19 protein-coding genes are annotated in these 23,758 nt (G+C 42.6%); 14 read left to right on the forward strand and 5 right to left on the reverse strand.

All coding sequences use genetic code 11. The features are described 5' to 3' along the window. Position 1: 1 nt before the first annotated feature. From LKX84_RS02530 to LKX84_RS02540, 3 genes are read right to left on the reverse strand one after another with little or no spacing between them, the layout of a single operon-like run. Positions 2–1,414, reverse strand: a complete 1,413-nt coding sequence (locus LKX84_RS02530; protein ID WP_228235545.1) for a GspE/PulE family protein — start codon at positions 1,412–1,414, stop codon at positions 2–4. Beyond that, the gene (locus LKX84_RS02535) at positions 1,415–1,900 is read right to left on the reverse strand and encodes a hypothetical protein (protein WP_228235546.1); all 486 of its coding nucleotides are present in this window, start codon (positions 1,898–1,900) and stop codon (positions 1,415–1,417) included. Next, positions 1,897–2,310, reverse strand: coding sequence for a type IV pilin-like G/H family protein (locus tag LKX84_RS02540; protein ID WP_228235547.1), 414 nt, complete (start codon positions 2,308–2,310; stop codon positions 1,897–1,899). The genes LKX84_RS02535 and LKX84_RS02540 overlap by 4 nt, the downstream gene beginning before the upstream one ends. Before the next feature lie 471 nt (positions 2,311–2,781). Here LKX84_RS02540 and LKX84_RS02545 point away from each other — a divergent pair, with 471 nt between their 5' ends. The 4 genes from LKX84_RS02545 (at position 2,782) to LKX84_RS02560 (ending at position 12,457) form a co-directional block, all read left to right on the forward strand. Beyond that, complete coding sequence (locus tag LKX84_RS02545) at positions 2,782–6,357, forward strand: hypothetical protein (protein ID WP_228235548.1); 3,576 nt, start codon at positions 2,782–2,784, stop codon at positions 6,355–6,357. An 11-nt stretch (positions 6,358–6,368) separates the two neighbouring features. Next, positions 6,369–6,839 carry a hypothetical protein gene (locus LKX84_RS02550; RefSeq protein WP_228235549.1) on the forward strand — a complete coding sequence of 157 codons (471 nt, stop codon included), beginning with the start codon at positions 6,369–6,371 and terminating at the stop codon, positions 6,837–6,839. Between the two features lies 1 nt (position 6,840). After that, entirely contained in the window at positions 6,841–11,646 is a 4,806-nt protein-coding gene (locus LKX84_RS02555) for a DUF6443 domain-containing protein (RefSeq protein ID WP_228235550.1), read from the forward strand. A gap of 379 nt (positions 11,647–12,025) precedes the next feature. Beyond that, on the forward strand, positions 12,026–12,457 hold the full coding sequence (locus tag LKX84_RS02560) for a hypothetical protein (protein WP_228235551.1): 432 nt from the start codon (positions 12,026–12,028) through the stop codon (positions 12,455–12,457). 150 nt (positions 12,458–12,607) lie between these two features. Here LKX84_RS02560 and LKX84_RS02565 read toward each other — a convergent pair whose 3' ends face one another. Continuing rightward, positions 12,608–12,808 (reverse strand): hypothetical protein, encoded by a 201-nt coding sequence (locus LKX84_RS02565; protein ID WP_228235552.1) that lies wholly within the window; start codon positions 12,806–12,808, stop codon positions 12,608–12,610. Between the two features lie 155 nt (positions 12,809–12,963). Here LKX84_RS02565 and LKX84_RS02570 point away from each other — a divergent pair, with 155 nt between their 5' ends. The 9 genes from LKX84_RS02570 (at position 12,964) to LKX84_RS02610 (ending at position 21,230) form a co-directional block, all read left to right on the forward strand. Continuing rightward, positions 12,964–13,650, forward strand: coding sequence for an IS1 family transposase (locus LKX84_RS02570; protein WP_228235553.1), 687 nt, complete (start codon positions 12,964–12,966; stop codon positions 13,648–13,650). Between the two features lie 131 nt (positions 13,651–13,781). After that, positions 13,782–16,106, forward strand: coding sequence for a T9SS type B sorting domain-containing protein (locus tag LKX84_RS02575; RefSeq protein ID WP_228235554.1), 2,325 nt, complete (start codon positions 13,782–13,784; stop codon positions 16,104–16,106). 73 nt (positions 16,107–16,179) lie between these two features. After that, positions 16,180–16,902: a hypothetical protein gene (locus LKX84_RS02580; RefSeq protein ID WP_228235555.1), complete on the forward strand. Its 723-nt coding sequence runs from the start codon at positions 16,180–16,182 to the stop codon at positions 16,900–16,902. Next, on the forward strand, positions 16,899–17,594 hold the full coding sequence (locus tag LKX84_RS02585) for a hypothetical protein (protein ID WP_228235556.1): 696 nt from the start codon (positions 16,899–16,901) through the stop codon (positions 17,592–17,594). The genes LKX84_RS02580 and LKX84_RS02585 overlap by 4 nt, the downstream gene beginning before the upstream one ends. Then, a complete protein-coding gene (locus LKX84_RS02590) occupies positions 17,591–18,049 on the forward strand; it encodes a hypothetical protein (RefSeq protein WP_228235557.1) in 459 nt (152 codons plus the stop codon). The genes LKX84_RS02585 and LKX84_RS02590 overlap by 4 nt, the downstream gene beginning before the upstream one ends. Continuing rightward, positions 18,046–19,305 (forward strand): hypothetical protein, encoded by a 1,260-nt coding sequence (locus LKX84_RS02595; protein WP_228235558.1) that lies wholly within the window; start codon positions 18,046–18,048, stop codon positions 19,303–19,305. The genes LKX84_RS02590 and LKX84_RS02595 overlap by 4 nt, the downstream gene beginning before the upstream one ends. Beyond that, positions 19,293–19,622 carry a hypothetical protein gene (locus LKX84_RS02600; RefSeq protein WP_228235559.1) on the forward strand — a complete coding sequence of 110 codons (330 nt, stop codon included), beginning with the start codon at positions 19,293–19,295 and terminating at the stop codon, positions 19,620–19,622. The genes LKX84_RS02595 and LKX84_RS02600 overlap by 13 nt, the downstream gene beginning before the upstream one ends. A 5-nt stretch (positions 19,623–19,627) precedes the next feature. After that, positions 19,628–20,089: a type II secretion system protein J gene (locus tag LKX84_RS02605; protein WP_228235560.1), complete on the forward strand. Its 462-nt coding sequence runs from the start codon at positions 19,628–19,630 to the stop codon at positions 20,087–20,089. 1 nt (position 20,090) lies between these two features. Then, positions 20,091–21,230: a type II secretion system F family protein gene (locus tag LKX84_RS02610; RefSeq protein WP_228235561.1), complete on the forward strand. Its 1,140-nt coding sequence runs from the start codon at positions 20,091–20,093 to the stop codon at positions 21,228–21,230. A gap of 201 nt (positions 21,231–21,431) precedes the next feature. On the opposite strand, the gene LKX84_RS02615 is transcribed toward LKX84_RS02610, so the two are convergent. Further along, on the reverse strand, positions 21,432–22,250 hold the full coding sequence (locus LKX84_RS02615) for an alpha/beta fold hydrolase (RefSeq protein WP_228235562.1): 819 nt from the start codon (positions 22,248–22,250) through the stop codon (positions 21,432–21,434). A gap of 825 nt (positions 22,251–23,075) precedes the next feature. On the opposite strand from LKX84_RS02615, the gene LKX84_RS02620 reads away from it, so the two are divergent. Beyond that, a complete protein-coding gene (locus LKX84_RS02620) occupies positions 23,076–23,747 on the forward strand; it encodes a TonB-dependent receptor plug domain-containing protein (RefSeq protein WP_228235563.1) in 672 nt (223 codons plus the stop codon). The last annotated feature ends 11 nt before the right edge of the window (positions 23,748–23,758 follow it).

The following is a 23,758-nucleotide window of genomic DNA, read 5'->3' on the forward strand; positions in this document are numbered from 1 at the left end:
GTCAGTTGCTTAAAAGGGAATAGATTTCATCGATTGAGGTAATCCCTTGTTCCACTAGGGCAATGGCATTAGTTTGAAGGGTCGGAATGTCCCTTTCCATGAGATATGGTCCAATGTCCAATTGATTGTCCTTTATCGGAACTTCCAGATCCTTGCCTACTGGAAGAATCTCATAAATGGCCTTACGCCCTTGGTAGCCGGTGTGGTGACATTCATTGCAACCTACCGCGACATGATGAATTTGCAAAGACTTTGGAATGCTATAATCCAACGGAAAATTACTTGGTTCAATGGGCCTTTGTTCCTTGCAATGAGGGCAGAGTTTCCTCACCAAGCGTTGTGCGACGCTCATGTTCAGGGTGTTGGCAATCAAAAAAGGTGGGACCCCCATGTCGATGAGCCTCGAAACGGTGGCCCAAGCTGAATTGGTATGGATGGTGGACAGGACCAGATGCCCTGTTAAAGCGGCCCTGATGGCCATGTTGGCCGTTTTCACATCTCGGATTTCGCCTACCATGATGATGTCGGGATCTTGCCTTAAAAAAGTCCTTAAAGCACTGGCAAAATCCAACCCGATATTTTCTTTCAACTGCACTTGGTTGATTCCTTCCAAGGTATATTCAATGGGATCTTCGATGGTCAAGATATTGGTGGCCCCGTCGTTCAATTTTTTTAGTGTGGCGTACAGAGTGGTGGTCTTCCCGGATCCGGTGGGGCCTGAAATCAATATGATCCCGTTAGGTTTTTTGATACCTTCCCGATACCGCTGCAGCTCCAAGTCGGTAAGGCCCAGTTCGTCCAGTTCAATGTCGCCAGTGTCCCTGCTCAGTATCCGAAGGACCAGTTTTTCCCCATGGAGGGTCGGTAGGGAGGAGACCCGTATGTCGAAATCTTCCCCTTTCGTGGCGATAGTGATACGGCCGTCCTGAGGCAATCGTTTTTCTGAAATGTCCAGATTGGCCCGTATCTTGATCTTGTTGACCATGGTGGGATACTCCGATATCGGGATCGCATAATATTCCAAGAGCTTTCCATCCAAGCGCAACCGGACCCGGGATTTGTTTTCATAAGGTTCAAAATGGATGTCACTGCTCCCTATCGCCTTGGCTTCCAGTAGAATCTTCTCCAAAAAATCGCTGGTATAGTTGAACTGGGAGGACCGGTCGTCTTGTCGCTGCCTATAGTTTGTAGTCAGATACTGTTGCAGTTCCGCTTTTTCACAAGGTTCCAATACCACTTTGGCATCCAATACAATATTCAGTTCGTTCAACAGCTCATTGAGGGTATCGCTATCGGTTTTCAGGTGCAGGCCGTTTTCATCCTGTGAAATGGGTACGATCCTGTAGTGGAACGCTTGGTCCGCCGTTATGCGCTGTTGTAAAAAGGGTGGTATTTTAAAGGAAGGGTGTTGCATTTAGTAGGTATATAGTGATGGGGTAGTAGGCCAATAGGTTAAAAGGAAGACCACTATAAGGAACATGCCCATGTAACCTGCCAGGGGCACGGTTTCCATTTTATGGAACAGGTTCATTGTTAAAAAGGCGGCCAAAGCAAAACAGACGGATCCCACGAACACATAAATAAAGGTTAGGGTTGGAAATCCCAAGGCCATGGCATACATGAAAAATAGATCTCCCGTTCCAAAACTGACATCCAGGAATTTTTTTCGGAACACAAGCCTGGTCGTGGTCCATAAAATCAGGAGGACACAGCTCACCAAAACGAAGTTCCCCAATACTGATATGAGAAATATGGAAATAGTTGACCTATAGAAATGAATCATGGCCAAGAGCAGCCCGATCAAGGGAAAAATGAACCAGGTCACCTCACGGTCCTTCAAATCTTGGAAGACCATGGCCCCACAGGCCATCAGTGTAAGTATTTGGAGGATCAATATCAATCCTTGATGATTTGTTTTGGGTTGCCACTCTCATCGATTTCCCAAACATTGAAGACCCCGTCCCCATCAAAATCCGTTATGGCCTCCGCGCGGGCCTTGAACGAAACATTGTCCGCGGATAATATTTCATAGATATAGTTGGCGGTCCCGTTTTCCTTTACGGTCTTGGGGGGAACAAAATCGAGTTCGTTGACATCCGGTGTGAACTTGCTGTACATATACCGATAGGTGGTCTGGGCATTGTACAGGGCCTTTAACTGGGTCTGTGCCTCTATACTCTTTGCCTTGGAGATCAAGGGCATCAGATTAGGTAATGCCAATAGGAGCAATATACCGATGATGGCAAGTACTATAAGGGTTTCCTGTAGGTTTAATGCGCTAACTTTTCGGGTAAGTATAGGTCGTACCATATAGCATCAATCATGATTTGGTGTTAAGGATAACTAATAAAAAGAAAGATTATTATATAAATAATGTAAAAAAATAATACTTTTTATTAAAGTAATGCAATTCATCGAAAATCTTAAAAAGCCCTAAAATATTTAAAATAAAGCTTATATAATTGCGATGTAATATCAACTCCCCAAGTTCAGAAATTACGTATTAAACAATAACCTACTATACCATGCACAACACTCTTCACTCATTGATGGAGTATTTATCTTTTTTAAAGATTCCTCTGTCGGCAATTGTATTTGAATCAAACAATGTATTGAGGCCTTTTGTTGATGAACAAAAAGGAAATCAATTGATGTATTTGATAGGGGCATAAGGAAATCAGTAAATATCCATAGGCTGAAATTCCCGCAACTATTCAATTATGTCTACACAGGAAAGGCATACCCAATTCCATTACAGTATTAATTCATATCGTACAAATAATGAAACCATTTACAAAGACGGGTAACTTAATCTCTAAGTTACTGGTGCCCACTTTTTTGTTGACCTCGGTTTTGACAGCAAAACTTTATGGTCAAGGTACAATCTCGGATGAGGATATGTATCAAGGGGAAATCAATCGAATGACCCAGATACCAACTTCGCCTGAAGCCGCTGCTTTTACAAAGTATGGCGACACCAAAGTAAGTCTCTATACGGGAACTCCCCAGATAGGGGTGCCCTTGTACACATATCAAGGTCGTGAATATAATTTGGATTTTGCTTTATCTTATGATGCAAGCGGAGTCAAGGTGGAACAAAGTGCCGGTGCTGTAGGTCTATCTTGGTCTTTGCAACCTGGCGGAAGGATAACCCGACAGGTGAATGGACTCCCAGATGATTATACCGTGGGTACATATCAGACACTGTTCAATAATTCAGGGGTCAGGGATTCGATGGACCTGTATCTTTCCGTTCCTGGTATATTTTCAGATAGTCCCAGATTTGCCAGTATAGCACAAGCACAGAACTTCCTTTATTTTATGTATGATATCAATCTGAACCAAATAGACGCCCAAAGGGATGTTTTTAAGGTGAATGCCGGAAACCTCAACGATACCTTTGTTTTTGACTTTGTAAATGGGCAACATGTCCCCAAATCGTTGAGCAATCCAAGGTTAAAGATTGAACCTACCACTTATGCCAGTAGTAATATCCAATCATGGAAAGTGACCGATGAGGATGGCACGGAATATTATTTTGAAGCCGAAGAATTGACCTATCGTGAAAATAATGATGTGGATGCTGGTAATCCCATGGGGGATGCAAGTGTCACCTATATTTCGTCATGGTTGCTTACCAAGATCATATCGTCCAATAAAAAGGATACCTATGAATTCTTGTATAAAAATGAGGGGTATGGTCCCTTTGAACAATTTGCCACAGCATTTGGTAACAATATTGTTACCATTGACCCTAATCAAACCTACTATAATTATTATTCAGGTACAGGGAGTGTAAGTGCGGTTCGATCCAATAATCAACCTTTATATCTTACACAGGTCAAACACAATGGCAATACCATCGCCACTTTGGCCTATGGCGACCGATATGATTTGGATGATACAGCTTCGAATTCCAGATTGACAAGTATAAATATCCAAGATCGGTTGGCCAATCCTATCCGTTCCGTGGTTTTCCATAACAATAATTATTTCAACAGGGACGGACAAACACTCACCCAATTGGCGAACCATACTACAAAAGAGTATTATGATATCCGTTTGAAGTTGGACAGTGTCGAGGTAAAAGGTGCACAAGGATTGTTGTCACAAATGTACTCCCTTGAATACCAGAGTCCGGACGATCTACCATCACGTTTCAGTTATGCCCAGGATTATTATGGATATTACAATGGCAGCAATACCAATACGACCTTGATTCCACACTTGGAATTATCAGGGAGAACCTTTGAGGGGGGGGATAGGGAGCCCGATTCCGCCAGTGGTCGGGTAGGGATATTGACCAAAATAGCCTACCCCACCGGAGGGTATACGGATTTTGTTTACGAACCCCATACGGTTTATACCATAGAAGAATCCAATACCACCCTTACACCTTTGCAATTGTCATTAAATGCAAGTAGTACCACAGATCCAGATCTATACAGGAATGACGAAGGGCAGTTGTGTGATGATGAGTTTGAAGGCCGGGATCCGAAAATAGTTATCAAAAAGTTTTTTGCCCCACAAACCGGTAATTACAATGTAAACCTGATTGGAAATTCCAGTGAAGTGGATGCCTATATTGTGGATGTCTCCTTAGGTACCGAAAATTATTCCAATTACTGTGAATTTTTCAATGATCAGAACGCACTTTGGGTCGAAAACGCCCCGAGCAATACCGTGTATCTTGAAACAGGGAAACTGTACAGGGCCTTGTTATTGTTGGCCAAAGACAACACCAACCAGTACAATTCGGCCTATTTGTCGGTTACCAAGGATACGGTTGTCTATACGCCGATCAACAAAAATATGGGAGGCAACCGGATCGCCAATATTTCCGATTACTCCAAGCAGGGGGTGCTGGCCAGTAAGAAGGAATACGGATATGGGGGTTCCCAAAGTACAGGTATCCCCAATTACCAGCCTACTGTTTATGAAATTAGGGCAGCAGATACTGAAACGGAAAAGGTAGAACAAGTAGTGCGGTACGGTACTTTTGCTACTGGTGACGAGCCACACGTGGTCTATTCCAAAGTGACCGAATCCCAAGTAAATGGTTCGGGGGTGGAATTGGGAAAAACGGAGTATACCTTTTTTGAGGGAACCAAAGGTTCGGTACCCATGACAACACCTCCCTATGAGAACAATTTTTTTCCCGATCTAAGGCCGGGCCAATTGCAAAAAAAAGAGGTATTGGACGATAATCTACAGATTCTCGAGCGGGACAGTACCAATTACTTTGAAACAGTGGTCAGGCCGATCAATATAAATTCAATCGTGGTTCGTACTGATCAGGATAGGTATGAAAAATTGGTTTTTTTAAAGGAGAATAATGACAATGGCTATTATGTGACTTTGGAATACTTGCCCAATTTTGATTGTGATGCTCCACCGACCCCAGACCACCCGGGATTATGTCAACTACCTGACTACATTGCGGATCCTGTTGGCAACGGTTACTACGGTTTTATGGACAAAAAATATGCTCCCTTCAGTATTAGAAAAACCTTTGCCAATGGAGCTTATGGAGGAGTAAACTATGTAAGAAGGGAAAAACTGTTCGGAAGTGGCAGCCTTGAAAAGGTTGTTGCGGAAGAAATTACCGAATACGACGATTATTCAACAGGAACCAAATACCTGCCTGCCTCTAAAACCACTACCAACAGCATGGGGCAGACCGTTAAAACGGAGTACAATTATCCCCATCAGAATCAAGTTGTTGGAGACCAAGCCTTGGTCAGCAAAAATAATTTGGTGGAAGTAACCAGGACCGTTGAAACGTTGGAGCCAGGAACGGTTGATGAAGAAAAGTTACGGGAATATTCCAAAACATACGGTGTGTTCGGCAGTGCGGTGTTGCCTTCGGAGATGAAGCTGGCCAAGGCGGATGAAAGTGAGGAAATCATGTACGACCTTGATTTTTATGCAGGCGGAAATATTAAAGAAGTACACCGACCCAATGGCCCAAGTACCTTTTACATATGGGGCTATGATGATACCTATCCCATTGCCAAGATAGATAATATGGAAGCTGGCGACATTACGACTACCATCCAAACCTATATTGATGCAGCCGTGGCCAGTTCTGATTTGGATGATGACCGTTGCCACACTACCGGTTGTGCGGAACAAGACCTATTGGACGACCTTCAGGTTCTACGAAACAATCTACCACCAAATGTGTTGATGACCACATATACCTACGATCCGCAAATTGGGGTTACGACCATAACGGACACCAAGGGGTATACCACCTTCTTTGAATATGATGGGCTCAGTCGCTTGATCAACACCAAGGATGAGGATCTCAACCTACTGAATGAATACCAATACCATTTTAAAGGACAGAACTAAACACGCCAAAAATGAACATTTTCAGCAAAACCATTAAAATACAGCCAGTTTTACTAACCGTGCTTGCGACAATGCTATTTTTTACTGTAAACAGTCGTGCACAAGGTGCCAGTTCGCCTGAAACATTGTTGATAGGCTCATGGATATTTGCCCAGGCACCCTCTTTTTCCTCAATGGATCAAGAAGACAGGGAACTAATGGAGTCCTCTCCCCAATTGAAGGCTAGCGTACAGACGAGCTATCTGAACCGAATTTTGACTTTTTCATCAAATGGACTGTTTAGCCAGACCGATAGATCTGGAAAAACATTGGAAGGGACATGGTCTTTGCAGGGGCAGACCTTAAATATTCAGAGTGCAAGTGGAAGCATATGGACGCTACTGGTTGTTTCCCTGGGCCCTGACCAATTAGTGGTCCAACAATCCGCCAAGGGAGAAGCACGCCCCATCCTTCCAGTCATTTACTTTACAAAAAACCAATAACATGGATTTGATTGAAAAGACAATACCGATGAAACCAAGCAAGGCAATGGCACTCTTGATATTGTGCTTTGCCACGATCTCCACTGCATTTGGCCAGTATAGCATCAGTGGCTCTTCCAGTGCTATACAAGGGGAGACCCATACCTATTCTGTCAACATAAGTGCCAACGATGTGGCCTATATAAATTGGTATACTTGGAATGGTGAGACCATCTCGAATGTTACCATTACCACTGCGGACTATACGTTTAACAATTCAGGTCTGTCAAAGCTTAGATGTCAGGTTGCGGATGAGTACAACAACATCTACATGCTGGCTAAGAATGTCAGTGTTTGTGCTACGTTGGTGTCCGGTGGTATCAATGGGGCACAGACCATCTGTTCTTCTGGAAACCCTTCCACCTTAGGGAGTTCCTCTTCTGCCAGTGGGGGGGATGGCAGTTACGTTTACCAATGGCAATATTCCGCCAATGGTAGCAGTGGCTGGACCAGTATCAGTGGGGCCACCGCCACCACCTATGATCCCCCAAGCGGTCTAACGGCCAGCCGCTGGTACCGAAGGAGGGTCACATCCTGTGGTCAGACCAAATATACAGGGACTGTAAAGGTGACCGTGGGAAGTGCCCTTTCCGCAGGAACTATCAATGGGGCCCAGACTATCTGCTACGGAGGTGACCCATCCACTTTGGGCAATGCTACCTCGCCTAGCGGGGGAAATGGGAGTTACACCTACCAATGGCAATACGATAACGGGGGAGTTTGGACCAACATCAGTGGAGCCACTTCGTCTACTTATAATCCTCCTGCAGGATTGACAGAAATCCGCTTTTACAGGAGGCGTGTACAGGTCTGTTCCGAGACCCAATATTCCAACATTGTTAAGGTAACGGTAAGGCCCGATCTGGTGGCAGGGGTGATCAATGGGACTCAGACCATTTGCTACAGTGGTAATCCTTCCACCTTGGGCAATGCCACATCGCCTAGCGGAGGGGATAGCAGTTATACCTACCAGTGGCAATATTCGGCCAACGGCAGTAGTGGGTGGACCAACATCAGTGGTGCCACTTCCTCCACGTATGATCCACCGAGTGGGCTTACGGTAGACCGTTGGTACCGCAGGGAGGTGTCTTCCTGTTCACAGACCAAGTATACCTCAACGATAAAGGTTACGGTAACGGAACCCCCGATATGGTATGCCGATGTCGATGGTGATGGGTTTGGGGATGCCTCCAGTACTATAGCGTCATGCACCCAGCCTTCGGGTTATGTGTCCAACAATACCGACGCCTGTCCCTACGAATATGGACCGACCACCGGGTGCGACTACACCACGGTTTCCCTGAGCGACGAGAACTATGTCTACTCACGTACCTACCAGCAAGCCATGGTCAGTTCCGCCAATATAGACCAAAACAGCGATGTGCTGGAAAGCGTGGCTTATTATGATGGCCTGGGACGCCCCATGCAGCAATTGGCCATCAAAGGGTCGCCCACTGGAAAGGACATCGTGACCCATGTGGGGTACGATGCCTACGGAAGGTCAGAGAAGGAATGGTTGGCCTATATGGCCACCAGTGGCACCATCGGCACGTACCGATCAAGTGCCGAAGCGGATACGGATACCTATTATGTGTCCAACTATGGTTCGGAAATGGGCACTACGCCCAATCCGTTTTCACAAAAGGAGTTCGAGGCATCACCGCTCAGCAGAATACTCAAACAAGCAGCGCCCGGAGAGGCCTGGCAACTAGGGAGCAACCATGAAATTGGATTTGACTATGACGTGAATGGTATCGATGAAGTAAGGCTCCTCAGCGTGACCACCAATGTTGTGAACGGTATCTATGACCCTTCATTGGTAGATGGTTCAGGAACTGTTTATTACAATGCGGGGGAACTGCTCAAGAACATGGTCAAGGATGAAAACCATGATGGTACCACCAGCAAGTTGCATACCACCGAGGAGTTCACGGACAAGAATGGCAGGGTAGTGCTCAAGCGAACCTATGCCCTAGTGAATAGTTCCGAGGAGGCCCATGACACCTATTATGTGTACGATGACTTTGGCAACCTCACCTATGTGCTCCCGCCCAAGGTGGATACTTCCGATGGGGTCTCGGCTGCAGAGCTCTCCGAACTCTGCTACCAGTATACCTATGACGAAAGGAACCGTTTGGTGGAGAAGAAGATCCCGGGCAAGGGATGGGAATATATCGTGTACAACCAACTGGACCAACCCATCATGACCCAGGACGCCCTGTTGAACGCGCAAGGAAAATGGTTGTTCACAAGGTATGACGCCCTAGGCCGTGTGGCTTTTACGGGCATGGTGAGCGGAGGTGCCAGGGATGCACAACAGACCGCGGCCAACAATGTTTCCATATCATGGTCGGAGCAGGCCACGACCGCCACCACTGTGGACGGGGTGTCCCTGTACTATGACACTAACGGGTATCCGGCGTTGGGCTCTGTAACGGAACTGCATACCATTAATTATTACGATGGGTACAATACCTCTAGGGACGGCATTGCCAAACCTACGGGACAAGTATTGAACCAAGATCAGGCCACGAACGTTACCGGACTCCCCACGGCTGCCAAGGTGCGGGTGCTAGGGACCACTAGTTGGATCACCTCCCTCACGGTGTACGATAAAAAGGGCAGGGCCATCTGGATACAGACAGACAACCCCTATTTGGGCACCACCGAAGTAATGAAAATGGAACTGGACTTTGTGGGCAAGGCCAAACAGAGCCTGAGCGAACATACCATGAGCGGTAATGCCACCATCACTGTAACGGATACCTTTGCGTATGACCATACGGGCCGTTTGGTACTGCAGGAACAGACCTTGGGCGGACAGACCGAGACCCTCTTCCTGAACAGGTATGACAATCTGGGCCAGTTGGTTTCCAAGGATGTGGGAAATACCTTGGGAGATCCCTTGCAGACGGTGGACTATGTCTACAACATACGGGGATGGTTAAAACAGATCAACGATCCAAATACATTGGGAGGGGACCTGTTTGCCTTTGGGATCAACTACAATTCGGTTGCCCATGGCGGTACGGCACTGTTTAACGGAAACATTGCCGAAACGGAATGGCGTACGGCCAACACGGATAATGCACTGAAATGGTACCGCTATACCTATGATGCCCTGAACCGGATCACTTCAGCCACCGATATATCGGGGAATTATGATGTGTCCAACATCACGTATGACAAGATGGGGAACATCAAGACCCTCACAAGGGATGGATGGCAGAATGGTAATTACCCCAATATGGACGTGTTGGTCTATGGTTACGACAGTGGCAACAAATTGTTGCAGGTAACGGATAATGGGAACGATACCTATGGTTTTAAGGACAGTGCCGTGGATGACCAAGATTTTTGGTACGATACCAATGGTAACCTGACCAAGGACGACAACAAGGAAATCACCTCCATAAGCTACAACCATCTGAATCTTCCTACATTGATCAGTACAGCTTCGGGAACTATTTCGTATGTTTATGATGCCATGGGCACCAAGTTGAAAAAGACGGTCTCCGTGGGAAGTTCTGTGACAGCCTATGCGGGCAACTACATCTACCAAAACGGTACGTTGCAGTTCTTTAGCCAGCCCGAAGGGTATGTGACCCCCGATGGTATGGGCGACTATGACTATGTGTACCAGTACAAGGACCATTTGGGCAACATACGCTTGAGCTATGTGGACAATGCGGGCACGTTGGAAATCGTGGAGGAATCCAACTACTACCCTTTCGGCCTTAAGTACAAAGGGTACAACGAGGTTACCTCTTCCTTAGGAAACGATCTGGCGCAGAAGTGGAAGTACAATGGTCAGCAAACCGAAGATGCGTTTGATCTTAACGTAACCGAAATGACGTTCAGACAATATGACCCTGCCATTGCAAGGTTCAATGTCATAGATCCTGCTGCAGAGGTGGCAAGAAACTGGACACCATATCGATTCGCATTTAATAGTCCGATGTCGTTTAATGACCCCTTAGGGTTATGGGAGAGAAACGCTAAAGGGGCTTGGCAAACAAATGATACAAAAGATATTGAACGTTTTATGAGTATGTTGCAATTTGAGAGCGATTTCTATGGTGGGGCTGATATATCGCAGATTGATACGTTTATAGGTGAAGAATTCCATGGGTCTGGAGGAAGACTAAGTGATGGAAGTATCCTTTTGGACAATGAAAATGTAACTATCAATAGCGTAGGTCGCTCTGCTGGTTTTAGTGCAAGACAGGTGGATAATATAAATCAACAAACAGAAAAATATGGCTCTCATATTTGGAATCAGGGAACTGGAGAAAGTCAACATTGGGCATATTCTTACAGCTATTTTAGAGAACGTAGCTGGCATCAAAATGGAGGCGGATTTCCAGGACTTGAGTTGAGTGGTGAGGCCATGGATTATGCATCTAAGTTTTTAAATAATTCAAAAGGGTGGTATAGTCTAAGTCAAGGAAAGAGATATGGAAATAACTTCCATGGAAACCAATATACCGAGAAACGAATTAATGTTCAGAATTTTTCAAAATGGTTGAACGCTGGAGGTAAGGTTATAGGAGCCTATGGTCTTTATGACACTTATGGAGAATGGAGTAGTGGCAAATTATCAAATGCTGGTGCTGCATATATAGGTGGTGTGGATGCAGCAGCTCTTGGAAGTAAAGGGGCATCTGCTCTATATATCGGGGCTTGGTCACTTGGAACAGGAATAGGTAAGACAATAGTTGAGAGCAACTGGTATTTTAATACATTTCAAGATAGACCCAATTGGTAAAGTTTATGTATAATTATTTTTTTGGTTTTCTTTATAAATATTATGATAATACTCCAAAAGGGGACAAATCTAAAGCCCCCTTTCTTTCTGCCATTCTTGTTATATCAGTTCTGTTGGGGCTTAATTTTCTTACTTTAAGAGATGTGTATTTGTTTCAAATAAAAGGAATAAGCGTTTCTCTTCTAAATTATAAAACTACCATTGTATTATCTCTCCTGATTCTTTTTAACTATATATATTTTAGGAGTAAGTATAAAAGAATATTAAAAGATTATGATGGAAGGAATAAAGTAAAAAAGGTGCTAAGCCTTCTATACATAATCATAACTGTAAGTTTAGCAGTTATCACAGCATATTCTGTTAGATATAACTTACCTTGGTGGAGATAATTGCAAAAACTATGGTTTTCAAAAAAAGGCAAATGCTAATAGTCTTAATCAGTTTATTATTTGCGAGTTGTAATGAAAGTCCTTCTTGTAAAGATTTTAAAGAGGGTAATTATAATATCGTATCTGAAAATGCTCTTTCGGATTTTGCAGTAATAAGGAATTTGGACAGTCAGATAGAAACAAATGAATATGGAGATAAAACCTATTATTCGATAGAATGGATAAGCGAATGTTCCTTTATCTCCATGTTTGATGACACTAAAATGGTGTTGAATGATGAAATGAGAATGATCAATTCTGATGGAGGTCTTGTTGTAGAGCTTTTGGAAGTCTTGGATGATGATTGCATTTCTTATCAGTCATATGTTAAGAACTTCAAGGAACTAAGTCTTAGAAAGGGTAAGTTTTGTAGAATAGAATAGAATAGGTAATGTAGCAAAATAATTGTTTTACCTAAGCACAATAATCAACAGCAACTCTTTTTGGGTTGCTGTTTTGTTTTTACAAGCTTTATTCCTTTAAGTGTTGTTATTTGGAAGCGTTTGTTTCTTTTGGGATTCATGGTAGGATAATTAATTTATAGAATTGATTTTTCTAATTAGATCATCTACAATAATATGCTCCGTTTCATTGAACTTATCAAAATCACTTTGTGAAATTCCTTCAAGATGATTTAAAATAAAACTTTTCCATTCAGCGAAAAGAATGCCATTGGGATTCCTTCCTGGATTAATAAAAATAGGAGAGTTGGTTCTTCCAAGTACATCATCCAAAAATTGGTAATGTAGTAAACTAGTTGATTTTTTAATTTTAGACTGTAAACAATTAAAAACCAGCAACTTACACTATGTGCTGTTACTGGTTTTTATGGTTATGGGCCATCCTATGAACACTTAAAGACCGGGAGATACCATAAAATAAAGTTTCTTTGAACCCTTATGTAGTAAATGGGTTGATGGAAGAAAAATGCCCCAAGTGCAATGGACAGTGCGTAAAATACGGCAAACAAAATGGGAAGCAACGCTATAAGTGCAAGCAATGTTTCAAGCTTTTTAAGCAACAATATGTATACCGGGCCTATGGGAAGAACATGGACACATGGATCAAGACCCTTCTTAAGGAAGGTTGTGGTGTTAGGAGCATGGCCAGGATCTTGGGTATTTCCACCAAGACCGTGCAGTCCAGGATGTTGAAGATAAGCAAGGACATTGGACCTCCACGGGCCTTCAATTGGGGAGGTGTGTACGAGGTTGATGAGATTTGGAGTTTTATTGGAAACAAATCCAATGTTGTTTGGGTCGCCTACGCATTGGAAAGGGAGACAAAAAGGGTTGTTGATTTTATTGTGGGCAAGAAAACCAAGGAAAACATACAGCCGTTGATCAATACCTTGCTCCTTCAAAATCCAAACCGGATATATACGGATAAATTGAACATTTATCCTGGCTTGGTTCCAAAGGAAATCCACGGTCGATCCAAATATGGAACCAATCGTATAGAACGCAACAACCTAACGCTGCGCACCCATATTAAGCGACTTGCTAGAAGAACCATATGTTTTTCAAAAAACAAGAGCTATCTAGTGGCACATCTAAGGATATATTTTTGGGGATGACCAACTATGGTAGTAGGCCCATCATAAGCCACATGCATATCGTGGCCTTAAAATGGAACGGTTCATAGAAAAAGATTTTAAACTTGAAAGAAAAATCTTATTTTCGAAATACGACACCAATCAACCATACCTTGAACCTACGACCATTACTGTGTACCCTCGCCTTGTTTTTAACATGCACCTTTGGTGCAAATGCCCAGTTGGAGGCATCCATCTGGTATTTTGGAAAAAATGCAGGACTTGATTTTAGAAATGGCTCGCCCGAGGTGCTGTACGATGGGGCGTTGGATACCAAAGAAGGCTGTGCCACCATATCGGATGCCAATGGCAGTTTGATTTTTTACACGGACGGCATAACGGTATGGAACAAGAACCATGCAGTCATGCCCAATGGGACTGGCCTCTATGGACATTTTTCTTCCTCTCAATCCGCTATCATAGTACCCAAACCAAAAGACTCGGACAGGTATTATATTTTTACTTGTTGGCAAACAAGCGGCATCAATTATTCCGAGGTTGATATAATGGCCAATGGGGGATTGGGAGTAGTAGTTGACAAGAATTCCCCATTGCTGCCAATAGTCAATAATCTTCCAACATTTGTGGCCGAAAAACTTACGGCGGTGAAACACGTCAACGGAACTGATATTTGGGTGATTGGTCATGGTTATAGAAACGACCACTTTTATGCATGGCGGGTCACCCCTGCCGGAGTTGATGCGAACCCAGTGACAAGTATAATAGGAACCGACTTTTCGTCCACAGGGGCCAGTACAAAAGACCCCACAGGATATTTAAAGGCCTCTCCAGATGGTAAAAAACTGGCCATTTGCCATAACAGTGTTTCAGTAGAGCTCTTAGATTTTGACAATGCAACAGGTACAGTCAGCAATCCGGTACTACTCGCTGAAAACAGATTGTTCTACGGAACCGAATTTTCCCCTTCGGGTCGAATGCTCTATGTCTCTGAAGAAAGGGGCAATGTATATCAATATGATTTAAATGCAGCTGACATTCGCACAAGCGAAATAAATATCAGTGGAAATGAAAGAAATTCAGGGGCACTTCAATTGGGGATCGATGGTAAAATATACTGTACCAATTACGGTGAAAATAATTTGAGCGTGATTCACGATCCAGATGTTTTGGGAATAGGGTGCCAGTACGAATACAATGCAATTGATCTTGGGGACCGATTGGGCTATTTTGGTCTTCCACCATTTATCCAATCTTACTTTTACTCAGGAAGGATTTTTTCCGGAAATGTGTGTTTGGGACAACCTACAGAATTTAAACTGGGTGATGTAGAATCCATTGTTTCCGTTTTATGGGATTTTGGTGATGGTCACATCTCTAGTGATGAAATGCCCATACACACCTATTCAACAACGGGACAGTTTATGGTAACCGTAACAGTGAACACGACCAATGGAACCAACATCCTTACCAAGGACATCATTATAAATGATATGCCCGTGGCCAACAGGCCAACAGATATTGTGTACTGTGATGGAGGTGATTTTTTGAATGATGATATTATTATTTCCATTAAGGACAATGAGATTTTAAATGGTCAAGATCCATCAGTTTTTAAGGTAAGGTATTATGGCAATGAATTGGATGCGCTGGACGATGAAAATCCATTGCCCCACAAGTTTAATAGTAATGGACAAAATGCCACAATCTATGTAAGGGTATATAACGATCAAAATAATGAATGCTATGCAATCACCAATTTTAATGTAATGGTAAAGCCACCCCCTGAAATTCCGTTGAAAGATTACTATGTCATTTGTCCAGATAGTCCGGAATTGATTTTAGATGCTGGAATATTTGAAAGTTATGTATGGGAAGATCAAAATGGCAATGTCGTTGGAAATTCCCAGACATTGAATGTAACAGAATTGGGAAACTATACCTTGACAGTGACAGATAATCAGTACGGGACCACCTGTGCAAATTCCATAGATTTTGAAGTATTGTCCTCTGGCGCACCTGAGAGTTTTAGTGTAAGTACAAATGGCCTATCAGATGAAATAATTTTGACCATTGATGTTATAGGAGCTGGAACTTTTGAATACTCAATTGATGGTTTGGACTACCAAACTTCCAATCAATTTAAAGTATTGCCAGGGAAATACATGGTTTATGTGAAGGATCCTTTAGGGTGTAGAACATTGAGTAAAGAAGTAATGGCAATAGGATATCAGAAGTTTTTTACTCCAAATGGGGATGGTGCTAATGAGACATGGAACATAATTGGAGGGGAGATGTATCCAGAATCTCAGTTATATATATACGATCGGTACGGTAAGTTATTGGGCCAATTCTCACCATTATCCTCTGGCTGGGATGGCAATTTTTTGGGAAAACCTATGCCTTCCTCAGATTATTGGTTCAAGTATGTTTATGACAATGATAAAACATACACCGGACATTTTTCCCTACGTCGGTAAATTATAAAAATTAAGGTTTTTCATACAACACGAAGCCGAAATTTACGTTAACTACTTACCAGAATCTTAGTGAATGAGACCTACACTAACCATGATGCTGTTGGCATTGGTACTTCATGCCTGTGGCCCCATGCACCAAATGCAAAAAGTGGAGTCCCCTTTGCCCATGATCGGTTCAATGGGTAAACAGCGATCCGGATTGTTCAAAAAGGATTTTCAAAAAGTGGGAGAACCTATCCTGGCATCCGCCATTGCCATATCCGTCCGATCGGTCCCTTTTACTTCGAGTATGCTAGGAAAATATACAAAGTACCGTGAAAACCAAGGGCTACAACCTTTGGTCATGGAAAAGGATACCACCAAAACCAAAAGGCTACGCTATTTTGAGTTGACTATCACAGATGTGATCGGGCTGGCAAAAGCCTTGAACAGTGTGGATAACGAGGTCCTGTTAAAATACCTTCAGGAGGACTCGGATCTGGTGCTCTTGTCCCAGATTTCCTTTATGGCCGATACCGAAACAGCCCAAAGGATCGAATCGGTGGACCATTTGTATTTGGTCACGGATACGAACGGGGTCCTAGCGCTTCAGACAGGGAATGCCCGGACCGATTATCCAATCAGCGCATCGGTATTAGAGACCTTTGATTTTGAAACGGCAGGTTTCTGTTGGAAAAAGGACAAAAGGGGCAAGTTGCAAATTGCCCACATCCTTATGGACGGGGGTACTTGTCCCGGGGATACTGAAGGCAATCCCAAGAAATTGGACAAAACACCTGACTATCTAAAGCTATGAAGATAAAAACAACCCTTTTTGCCATGATCCTCTTTGTCGGTTTGGCAAGTTGCGAGGATATTTTGGAAGTGCCTGATATTTCGGACCAGACTGTAATGATTTTGGCCCCAATAGAAGGGAGCGTACTGGAGGACAACGCCGTGAATTTCAATTGGGAACCTGTGGGGGAAGCCACGGGGTACCAAATTCAGATTGCCACGCCCAATTTTGGGAACGCTACCCAATTGGTACTGGACAGTATTATGGAAGTGGATACGTTGGGCTATGTGACCACCCGAATGGGACAGAGCCTTTTCAACGGCAACTATGAGTGGCGCATAAGGGCCTTCAACAGTGATTACGAAACACCTTATACCGTGAATGCCTTTCAGGTGAACGGGGACGAGGACCTGGACCTTACCCCTCCCAACACCCCACAGTTGGTGGCACCGACCAATGGGGCTTCACAGACGGAAACGACCCTGGATTTTTCATGGACCCGTGAAGATGTTCCCGGGACCGCGGAGCGGGACAGCATCTTTATATATTCCGATGAAAGCTTGAGTGCATTGGTTACCAAATCGTTGGGCGCCAACAAAACCTTTTCCACCACAGTGGCAGAAGGAACCTTTTATTGGTATGTAAAGGCCTATGATGCCGCAGGCAATGAGAGCAGTGCAAGCACTACGTTTAATGTAACGGTGGCGAATTGAGCAAAAATGTAAGGACATATGTGCTTTTGGGCCTGGTATTGATCATATGGGGCCTTATCGGATACAAGGTGGTCAAGGCCCTGTCGCCAGAAGAGGAGCCTATGCCAGAATTAAAACCAGTTGTTTTTTCACCCAAACCCACAACCAAGAAAGATACTTTTAGTTTAATGGCCAATTACAGGGATCCCTTTTTGGGTACGCTGCCCAAAACGGAAAGAAAACCTATAAAAAAACAGGTGGCAAAGCAACTGGTTCAAAAGCGCAACATTGTGTATTCGGGATCGGTCTCGCAATCAAATTCCGGGAACAGTATGTTCTTTGTGACCATTGATGGACAGCAGCACATCATGTCCCAGAAGGAGGAAGTGGATGGGGTAAAATTACTGTCGGGCAATGGGGAAAATATCAAGGTCCGTTATTATGGCACCACGGAAACCATATCCCGTGCCCAATGATCAAATTGAAAAAAATAAAGGCAGGGGCACTTCAGTTTATCCTCTTTATCGGGGCCATCATAGCCGTACTGTTAATGGCCTTTGTGATGATCAGCCACAGTCATACCCTTTTTAACAAGAAGACAGACATCACCATAGCAGTGATCCAGGCCACTGATAAGGGCATGGACGGCTCTTTTGACCAACCCTTCGAAGTGGGAAAGACACGGGAGCTTCCCGAACACGACCCGTTGGGAATAGAAACCAATGTCCAAAAAGACTATTGGGGGCTTTTGGAAAAAAGAGAGGTGACTTCAAAAAAAGGGAAATTGAAGTTTACCAAGATCGGGTTGGTGGGCCTCCGAGAGGAAAATCGATATGCCCTTTACCTTGAGGACAACAACCGTCCCATGGTCATTGCAGGTGATGCAAAGATCTCTGGAGATGCCTTTTTGCCGGAACGCGGCATAAAAATGGGAAACATACAGGGTTTCGGATATACAAAGCCACAATTGGTGTACGGTAGGCGACAACAAAGCAGTTCTCGTTTACCCGAATTGAACCAAGAAGTGGTCCGGCAACTGGGTCAATTGACCGGTTTGACCAAGGGCAATACCATTAGCTTCAATAAAGGAGAAATCATCAAAAATAGTTTTCAGGAAGAAACCCAGATTATACAAGGTGCTGTTATCGAATTGGAGAACATATCATTGGTGGGGAATATTATGGTATGGGCATCCCATGAGATCACTGTGCAGCCCACGGCCAATTTGAGGGATGTGGTATTGATTGCGCCACAAATCAACATTGTCGTTGGAACCAAGGGTAATTTTCAGGCTTTGGCGAGTAACCAGATAAAAGTGGGCCGTAATTGTAGCCTGGATTATCCATCTGTTTTGGCGGTAGAAAAGAAGGGGAAATTTGAAAAGTCCGCCAACAAACAACAGGAGCCGTCATTGATTATGGAACAGGGTTCCAGTCTATCTGGGATCGTACTTTATTGGGAGGAAAACGATTCGGAAGGCTATGGTGCAAATATCCAGATCCAGGAAAATGCAAATGTCAATGGGGAGGTGTATTGCCAGGGCAGTCTGGAGCTCAAGGGAAATGTATACGGAAGTGTTACCACAAAATCGTTCACCGCCCTGGAAAAGGGGAATGTCTATCAAAATCATTTGTTCGGAGGGAACATAGATGCAAGCCTCTTGCCCCTGGCCTATGGTGGGCTTGTATTTAAGGATAAACCTGCAAACCAAGTGATGAAATGGTTGTATTGAAAAAGATAAAGGCATCTACCTTGATGGAGACCTTGGTGGCCACGGTATTGATCGTGATCGTTTTTATGATGGCCAGTATGACATTGAACTCATTGTTTGCCAATACGGTTGCCAGCAATACCAATGAAGTGACGCAAGAGTTGTTGTTTTTGCAGTATCAATACGAGAATGGACAATTGGAGCTTCCCTATTTTGATGAACTAGGGAATTGGGAGATCAAAGTAGAGGAACAGGAATGGAAATCCAATGGGAAGATCAACTTTTCAGCGGAACACCTTTCAATAAAAAAGGAAGTCACTTTTAGTTTGGTAAAATGAACAGGATGGACCAAAAAATAAAGGCTTTTACTTTGAACGAAATGCTCGTGGTCCTGTTGATTACCAGCTTGGTGGTTGGTATGGCATATAGTGTTCTTCGGTTGGTACAGCTACAAATGCAGGGCATTTCGGGCAATTATGAGCGAAACACGGAACTGAACTTGTTAAGACAAAGCTTATGGGTCGATTTCAACCAATGCGATAGGATTTGGTTCGATCCTTCCAAAAATGAACTTGTAATGGCAAATGAGTTGAAGCAGACAATTTATCTCTTTCAGGAAGACGAAGTGATCAAGGATAGGGATACCTTCTCTGTCAAGATAACGTCCTTGGACAGATACTTTAATGGAAAGATGACAGGTTTTGGTGAAATCGATGCCCTGGATCTGTACACTTCCAAGGAATTGGGGGATAAGCGAATATTCGTTTTCAAAAGAAACGCAACAACCACATATATGAACCAATAGGATGGGATTCAAACTGGAACATACCTTGGAGACAAAACCGACGGATTCTTCCATTGGTAAGGGTTTGGATAATCTTTTGAAAAGGGAGATAACCCTTTTTGGTTCCTTTTTCAACAACAAATACAAGGAGGAATTTTATGGTGAACTGGCCATTTTATTGAAGGCCGGTGTCCAGTTACGAGAGGCTTTGAACTTGCTACAGGAAAACCAGAAGAAGCAGACATTCCAGGAATTTTATGGCCAAATGGTCATGGAACTTGACAAGGGTGCAAGTTTTTCAGGGCTTCTAAAATCAAGAAAGGAATTTACGGAGTATGAGTTCTACTCGGTACAAATTGGGGAGGAGAGCGGTAACCTACCTACCATATTTTTCGAGCTGGCCTCTTTTTTCAAACAAAAGAACGAACAACGTAGAAATTTGGTCAATGCATTGACATACCCCTTGATCATTTTGAGCACAGCGGTATTGGTTGTCATTTTCATGCTCCGCATGGTGGTGCCCATGTTCGAGGACATTTTCAAACAAAACGGTGTGGAATTGCCTGTAATAACCCAATGGATCATCGCGGCTTCCAACTTTATCAAAAGTTATGGACTACTTTTAGTTTTAGCGATAACCACATTGGTATTACTTAGGAAACCCTTATTGAAGAGGGAAGGTGTAAAACGAAGAAGGGATTATTTGTTGTTGAGGGTACCTTACCTTGGCAATTTTATACGTTCTGTTTACTTGACACAATTTACCCAAGCTGTGGCATTGTTGACCTATTCAAAAGTTCCTATGTTGAACAGTGTTCAGATGGTCAAACGTATGATCGACTTTGTCCCGTTACAGGAGGCACTTAGTACAATGGAGCTAAAAATAATGAAAGGTGTCTCTTTACATGAAAGCCTGAAAGGGAACAAGGTTTTTGACAACAAGTTAGTCTCTCTGGTCAAAGTCGCCGAGGAGACCAACCAAACAGAGTACATCTTTGATAAATTGCATCAACAATATGCCATGGAAGTACAGCAAAAATCGAAAATGCTGTCCACAATAATGGAACCCTTGATCATTGTGGTCATTGGTATTTTTGTTGGAGTGATTTTGGTATCCATGTATTTGCCGATGTTCAAATTGAGTACGGTTTTGGGAGGGTAATAAATTAATGAACAAAACTTTTACTCATACTTTAAATAAAAATAGCACATAAATTTTTCTTTACTGAAGGCAAATAAATCCGTTTTAATTAGTTGAGAATGGAATTGTAGTGCTTCTTTCTGGTTTACAACAAAAAGCAATCATATGGATGGTTCTGTCATCAATGTGCCCTCAATCATATGGATTCAAAAAGTTTGAGACTTATTGCACTTTGACTAGCATTTCTTGGATAGCATCTATTACTAAATTGGGTTCATCTTTCTGAATGAAATGTCCACTTTTTTCGGTAGAAATTATTTTCGTTTGAGGAACTAGCCGTTGAAAATCCCGATATAGTTTTTTTTGGATTTCTATTAATTTTACTTCGAAAGGGTCATTTTCATCGACCTTATTTGATTCTAGCAAAGTAATCGGTATATCTGTATTTATTGAAAAGGTTTTGAGAATGGAATCGTGTTCTGGATAAGCTTTGATCTCCATTTGAAATCCTTTCGGGATTAGTTTAAGTTGTGCATTTAGTGTGCTATCCGCAATAATAATTTCTTCTTGGGTTTGAAGTTTTCTCAGTTCCTGCTCAAGAAATTCACTTCCAGGGTCAATCAGTACAAGTCCGGCCACATTTTTTGGATAAGTATAGAGAAAATAGCGAGCAACATAACCTCCCATGGAATGACCTACAAAAATCATTGGAATATCAATTATTCCTTCTTTTTCTAACAATTCCCTTAGTTCTTCGGTCACATTTTCGAGGGTTCTAGGAGAATCAGTGAGCTCTGATTTTCCTATTCCCAGTCTGTCGTAGGAAATAGTTTTGGTGATTTTGGAAATTTCATTTTGTACTTCATTAAAATCTTTTAAGTCACTCCCTCCTCCATTAAGAAATACGACAACTGGCTCTCCCTCACCTGCTGTAAGAACATATTGTTGTCGATTTTGGATTTCAAGGTAATGGTAATTTGGCTCCTTTCTACAGGAACAGAATAGAATTAAGACGAGAAAGAGAAATTCAATGGGTTTCATATCATTGGAAGAATATGATTATGACGAATACAATGTACATTTGTTAGTATGCTACCTTCACTTTCCATAATGATTGGGCAATCCTATCCTCGATTTTAAAATTTACTACACTTTTGAATGTAATCTCATAAACCAATTTTAAATAGGCTTAAACACGAATAGTTTTTATTAAATTTGAGTTGTAAAACATCCATAAGTTTTGCCACTGAATGTACTGTTTTAATTACAGTTTAGAGTTCGGTTAATCAGTTTTAGGACACTGTATAAAGTGCTGACTATAAGGTGGTTGAAAATACCTCTTTCTTCCAGTCATCCCGACCAAAAAGCCAAGCGATATGCTTGGCTTTTTTATTATTACCTAAAATAAAAAACCAAAAAAAGAATGGCTGTTAAAAAGGGTGTTTAACCATTGATAAAATCCCATTGCATAATTTTGGATTGATATCCTTGCGCTACTGGCAGTTAAAACCTGTGATTGTTAGCTCTTGGAACAAGCTATTTTATTGACGATTTTCCAATTGTTGGTTTAAAATAGATATCTTGTTTATAATTAAGGAGTTCGTGTGAGTGGATTTAAGGATTTTATAAAATCAAGGACTCCATTGGTTTGATATGGATGCTGTTCATAAAGATAATTGTGGTTCTGTTTCAGGGTATGAAATGAATCTACTTACAAGAATAATATAATAATATGGGTTTATTTTAAAGTGTAGATGTATAAAGTAAACCTTGACCAGAATCTATTAAATAGCATGTAATAAACCATTTGGATTTTAAATAGGAAATATAATTTGACCATGTAGAACCTTTAAAGATTCATCGGAAATGAAAACAAAACAGCCAAGATCATATTTTATCATTCTCTATTTTGTGTTTATAGGTTCAATCATAGCTCAAACTGCTGAATCCAAATCGGTTAGGGTGAGCGGTACCGTATTGGACCCAGAGCATAATCCCGTTAAAAAGGCCATTATCTATTTGGACTCGGTCAATACCAGGATGAGAGCCGATAAAAAGGGCCGTTTCGAAATTGACTTGAACAATGATGACAAAGTTATCATGGCATTTTCCCCGATTTATGGAATCCAATCCGTTGATTTGGATGGAAGCGAAGAAATACAGATTGTTTTTCCTGAAGACGGCCCTATTATCACCGAGGATAAATTATCGGAACTTGGGTTCGATACGAAAGGAAAAGCACGGAGTAAAAGAGAGCCGAAAGATTATAGTAAATACCTGGATATGTATCAATTGATTGCCACGGAAGTTCCGGGTGCCCAAGTTAATGGTACCAAAATCCGATTAAGGGGTAATGCACTGAATTCAGTGAACAGTGGGCAGGAACCCTTATTGATTGTAGACGGTACAGTGGTAAGCTCCATAGATTATATCATGCCCAGGGATGTGGCTTCCGTTGAGGTGATTCGTGATGAAAATGCCTCACTGTATGGGACTCGCGGTGCAAATGGAGTAATTGTCATAAAAATGAAAAAATAGACTGGGTTCAA

Origin of the sequence: Allomuricauda sp. M10 (assembly GCF_020782875.1) — a bacterium.
Classification (GTDB): domain Bacteria; phylum Bacteroidota; class Bacteroidia; order Flavobacteriales; family Flavobacteriaceae; genus Flagellimonas.

Bases quoted from the DNA above. Each gene is read 5' to 3' on its own strand.
- LKX84_RS02530 (WP_228235545.1), bottom strand. From the start codon at position 1,414: ATGCAACACCCTTCCTTTAAAATACCACCCTTTTTACAACAGCGCATA.
- LKX84_RS02540 (WP_228235547.1), bottom strand. From the start codon at position 2,310: ATGGTACGACCTATACTTACCCGAAAAGTTAGCGCATTAAACCTACAG.
- LKX84_RS02545 (WP_228235548.1), top strand. From the start codon at position 2,782: ATGAAACCATTTACAAAGACGGGTAACTTAATCTCTAAGTTACTGGTG.
- LKX84_RS02550 (WP_228235549.1), top strand. From the start codon at position 6,369: ATGAACATTTTCAGCAAAACCATTAAAATACAGCCAGTTTTACTAACC.
- LKX84_RS02555 (WP_228235550.1), top strand. From the start codon at position 6,841: ATGGATTTGATTGAAAAGACAATACCGATGAAACCAAGCAAGGCAATG.
- LKX84_RS02580 (WP_228235555.1), top strand. From the start codon at position 16,180: ATGAGACCTACACTAACCATGATGCTGTTGGCATTGGTACTTCATGCC.
- LKX84_RS02585 (WP_228235556.1), top strand. From the start codon at position 16,899: ATGAAGATAAAAACAACCCTTTTTGCCATGATCCTCTTTGTCGGTTTG.
- LKX84_RS02595 (WP_228235558.1), top strand. From the start codon at position 18,046: ATGATCAAATTGAAAAAAATAAAGGCAGGGGCACTTCAGTTTATCCTC.
- LKX84_RS02600 (WP_228235559.1), top strand. From the start codon at position 19,293: ATGGTTGTATTGAAAAAGATAAAGGCATCTACCTTGATGGAGACCTTG.
- LKX84_RS02605 (WP_228235560.1), top strand. From the start codon at position 19,628: ATGGACCAAAAAATAAAGGCTTTTACTTTGAACGAAATGCTCGTGGTC.
- LKX84_RS02610 (WP_228235561.1), top strand. From the start codon at position 20,091: ATGGGATTCAAACTGGAACATACCTTGGAGACAAAACCGACGGATTCT.
- LKX84_RS02615 (WP_228235562.1), bottom strand. From the start codon at position 22,250: ATGAAACCCATTGAATTTCTCTTTCTCGTCTTAATTCTATTCTGTTCC.
- LKX84_RS02620 (WP_228235563.1), top strand. From the start codon at position 23,076: ATGAAAACAAAACAGCCAAGATCATATTTTATCATTCTCTATTTTGTG.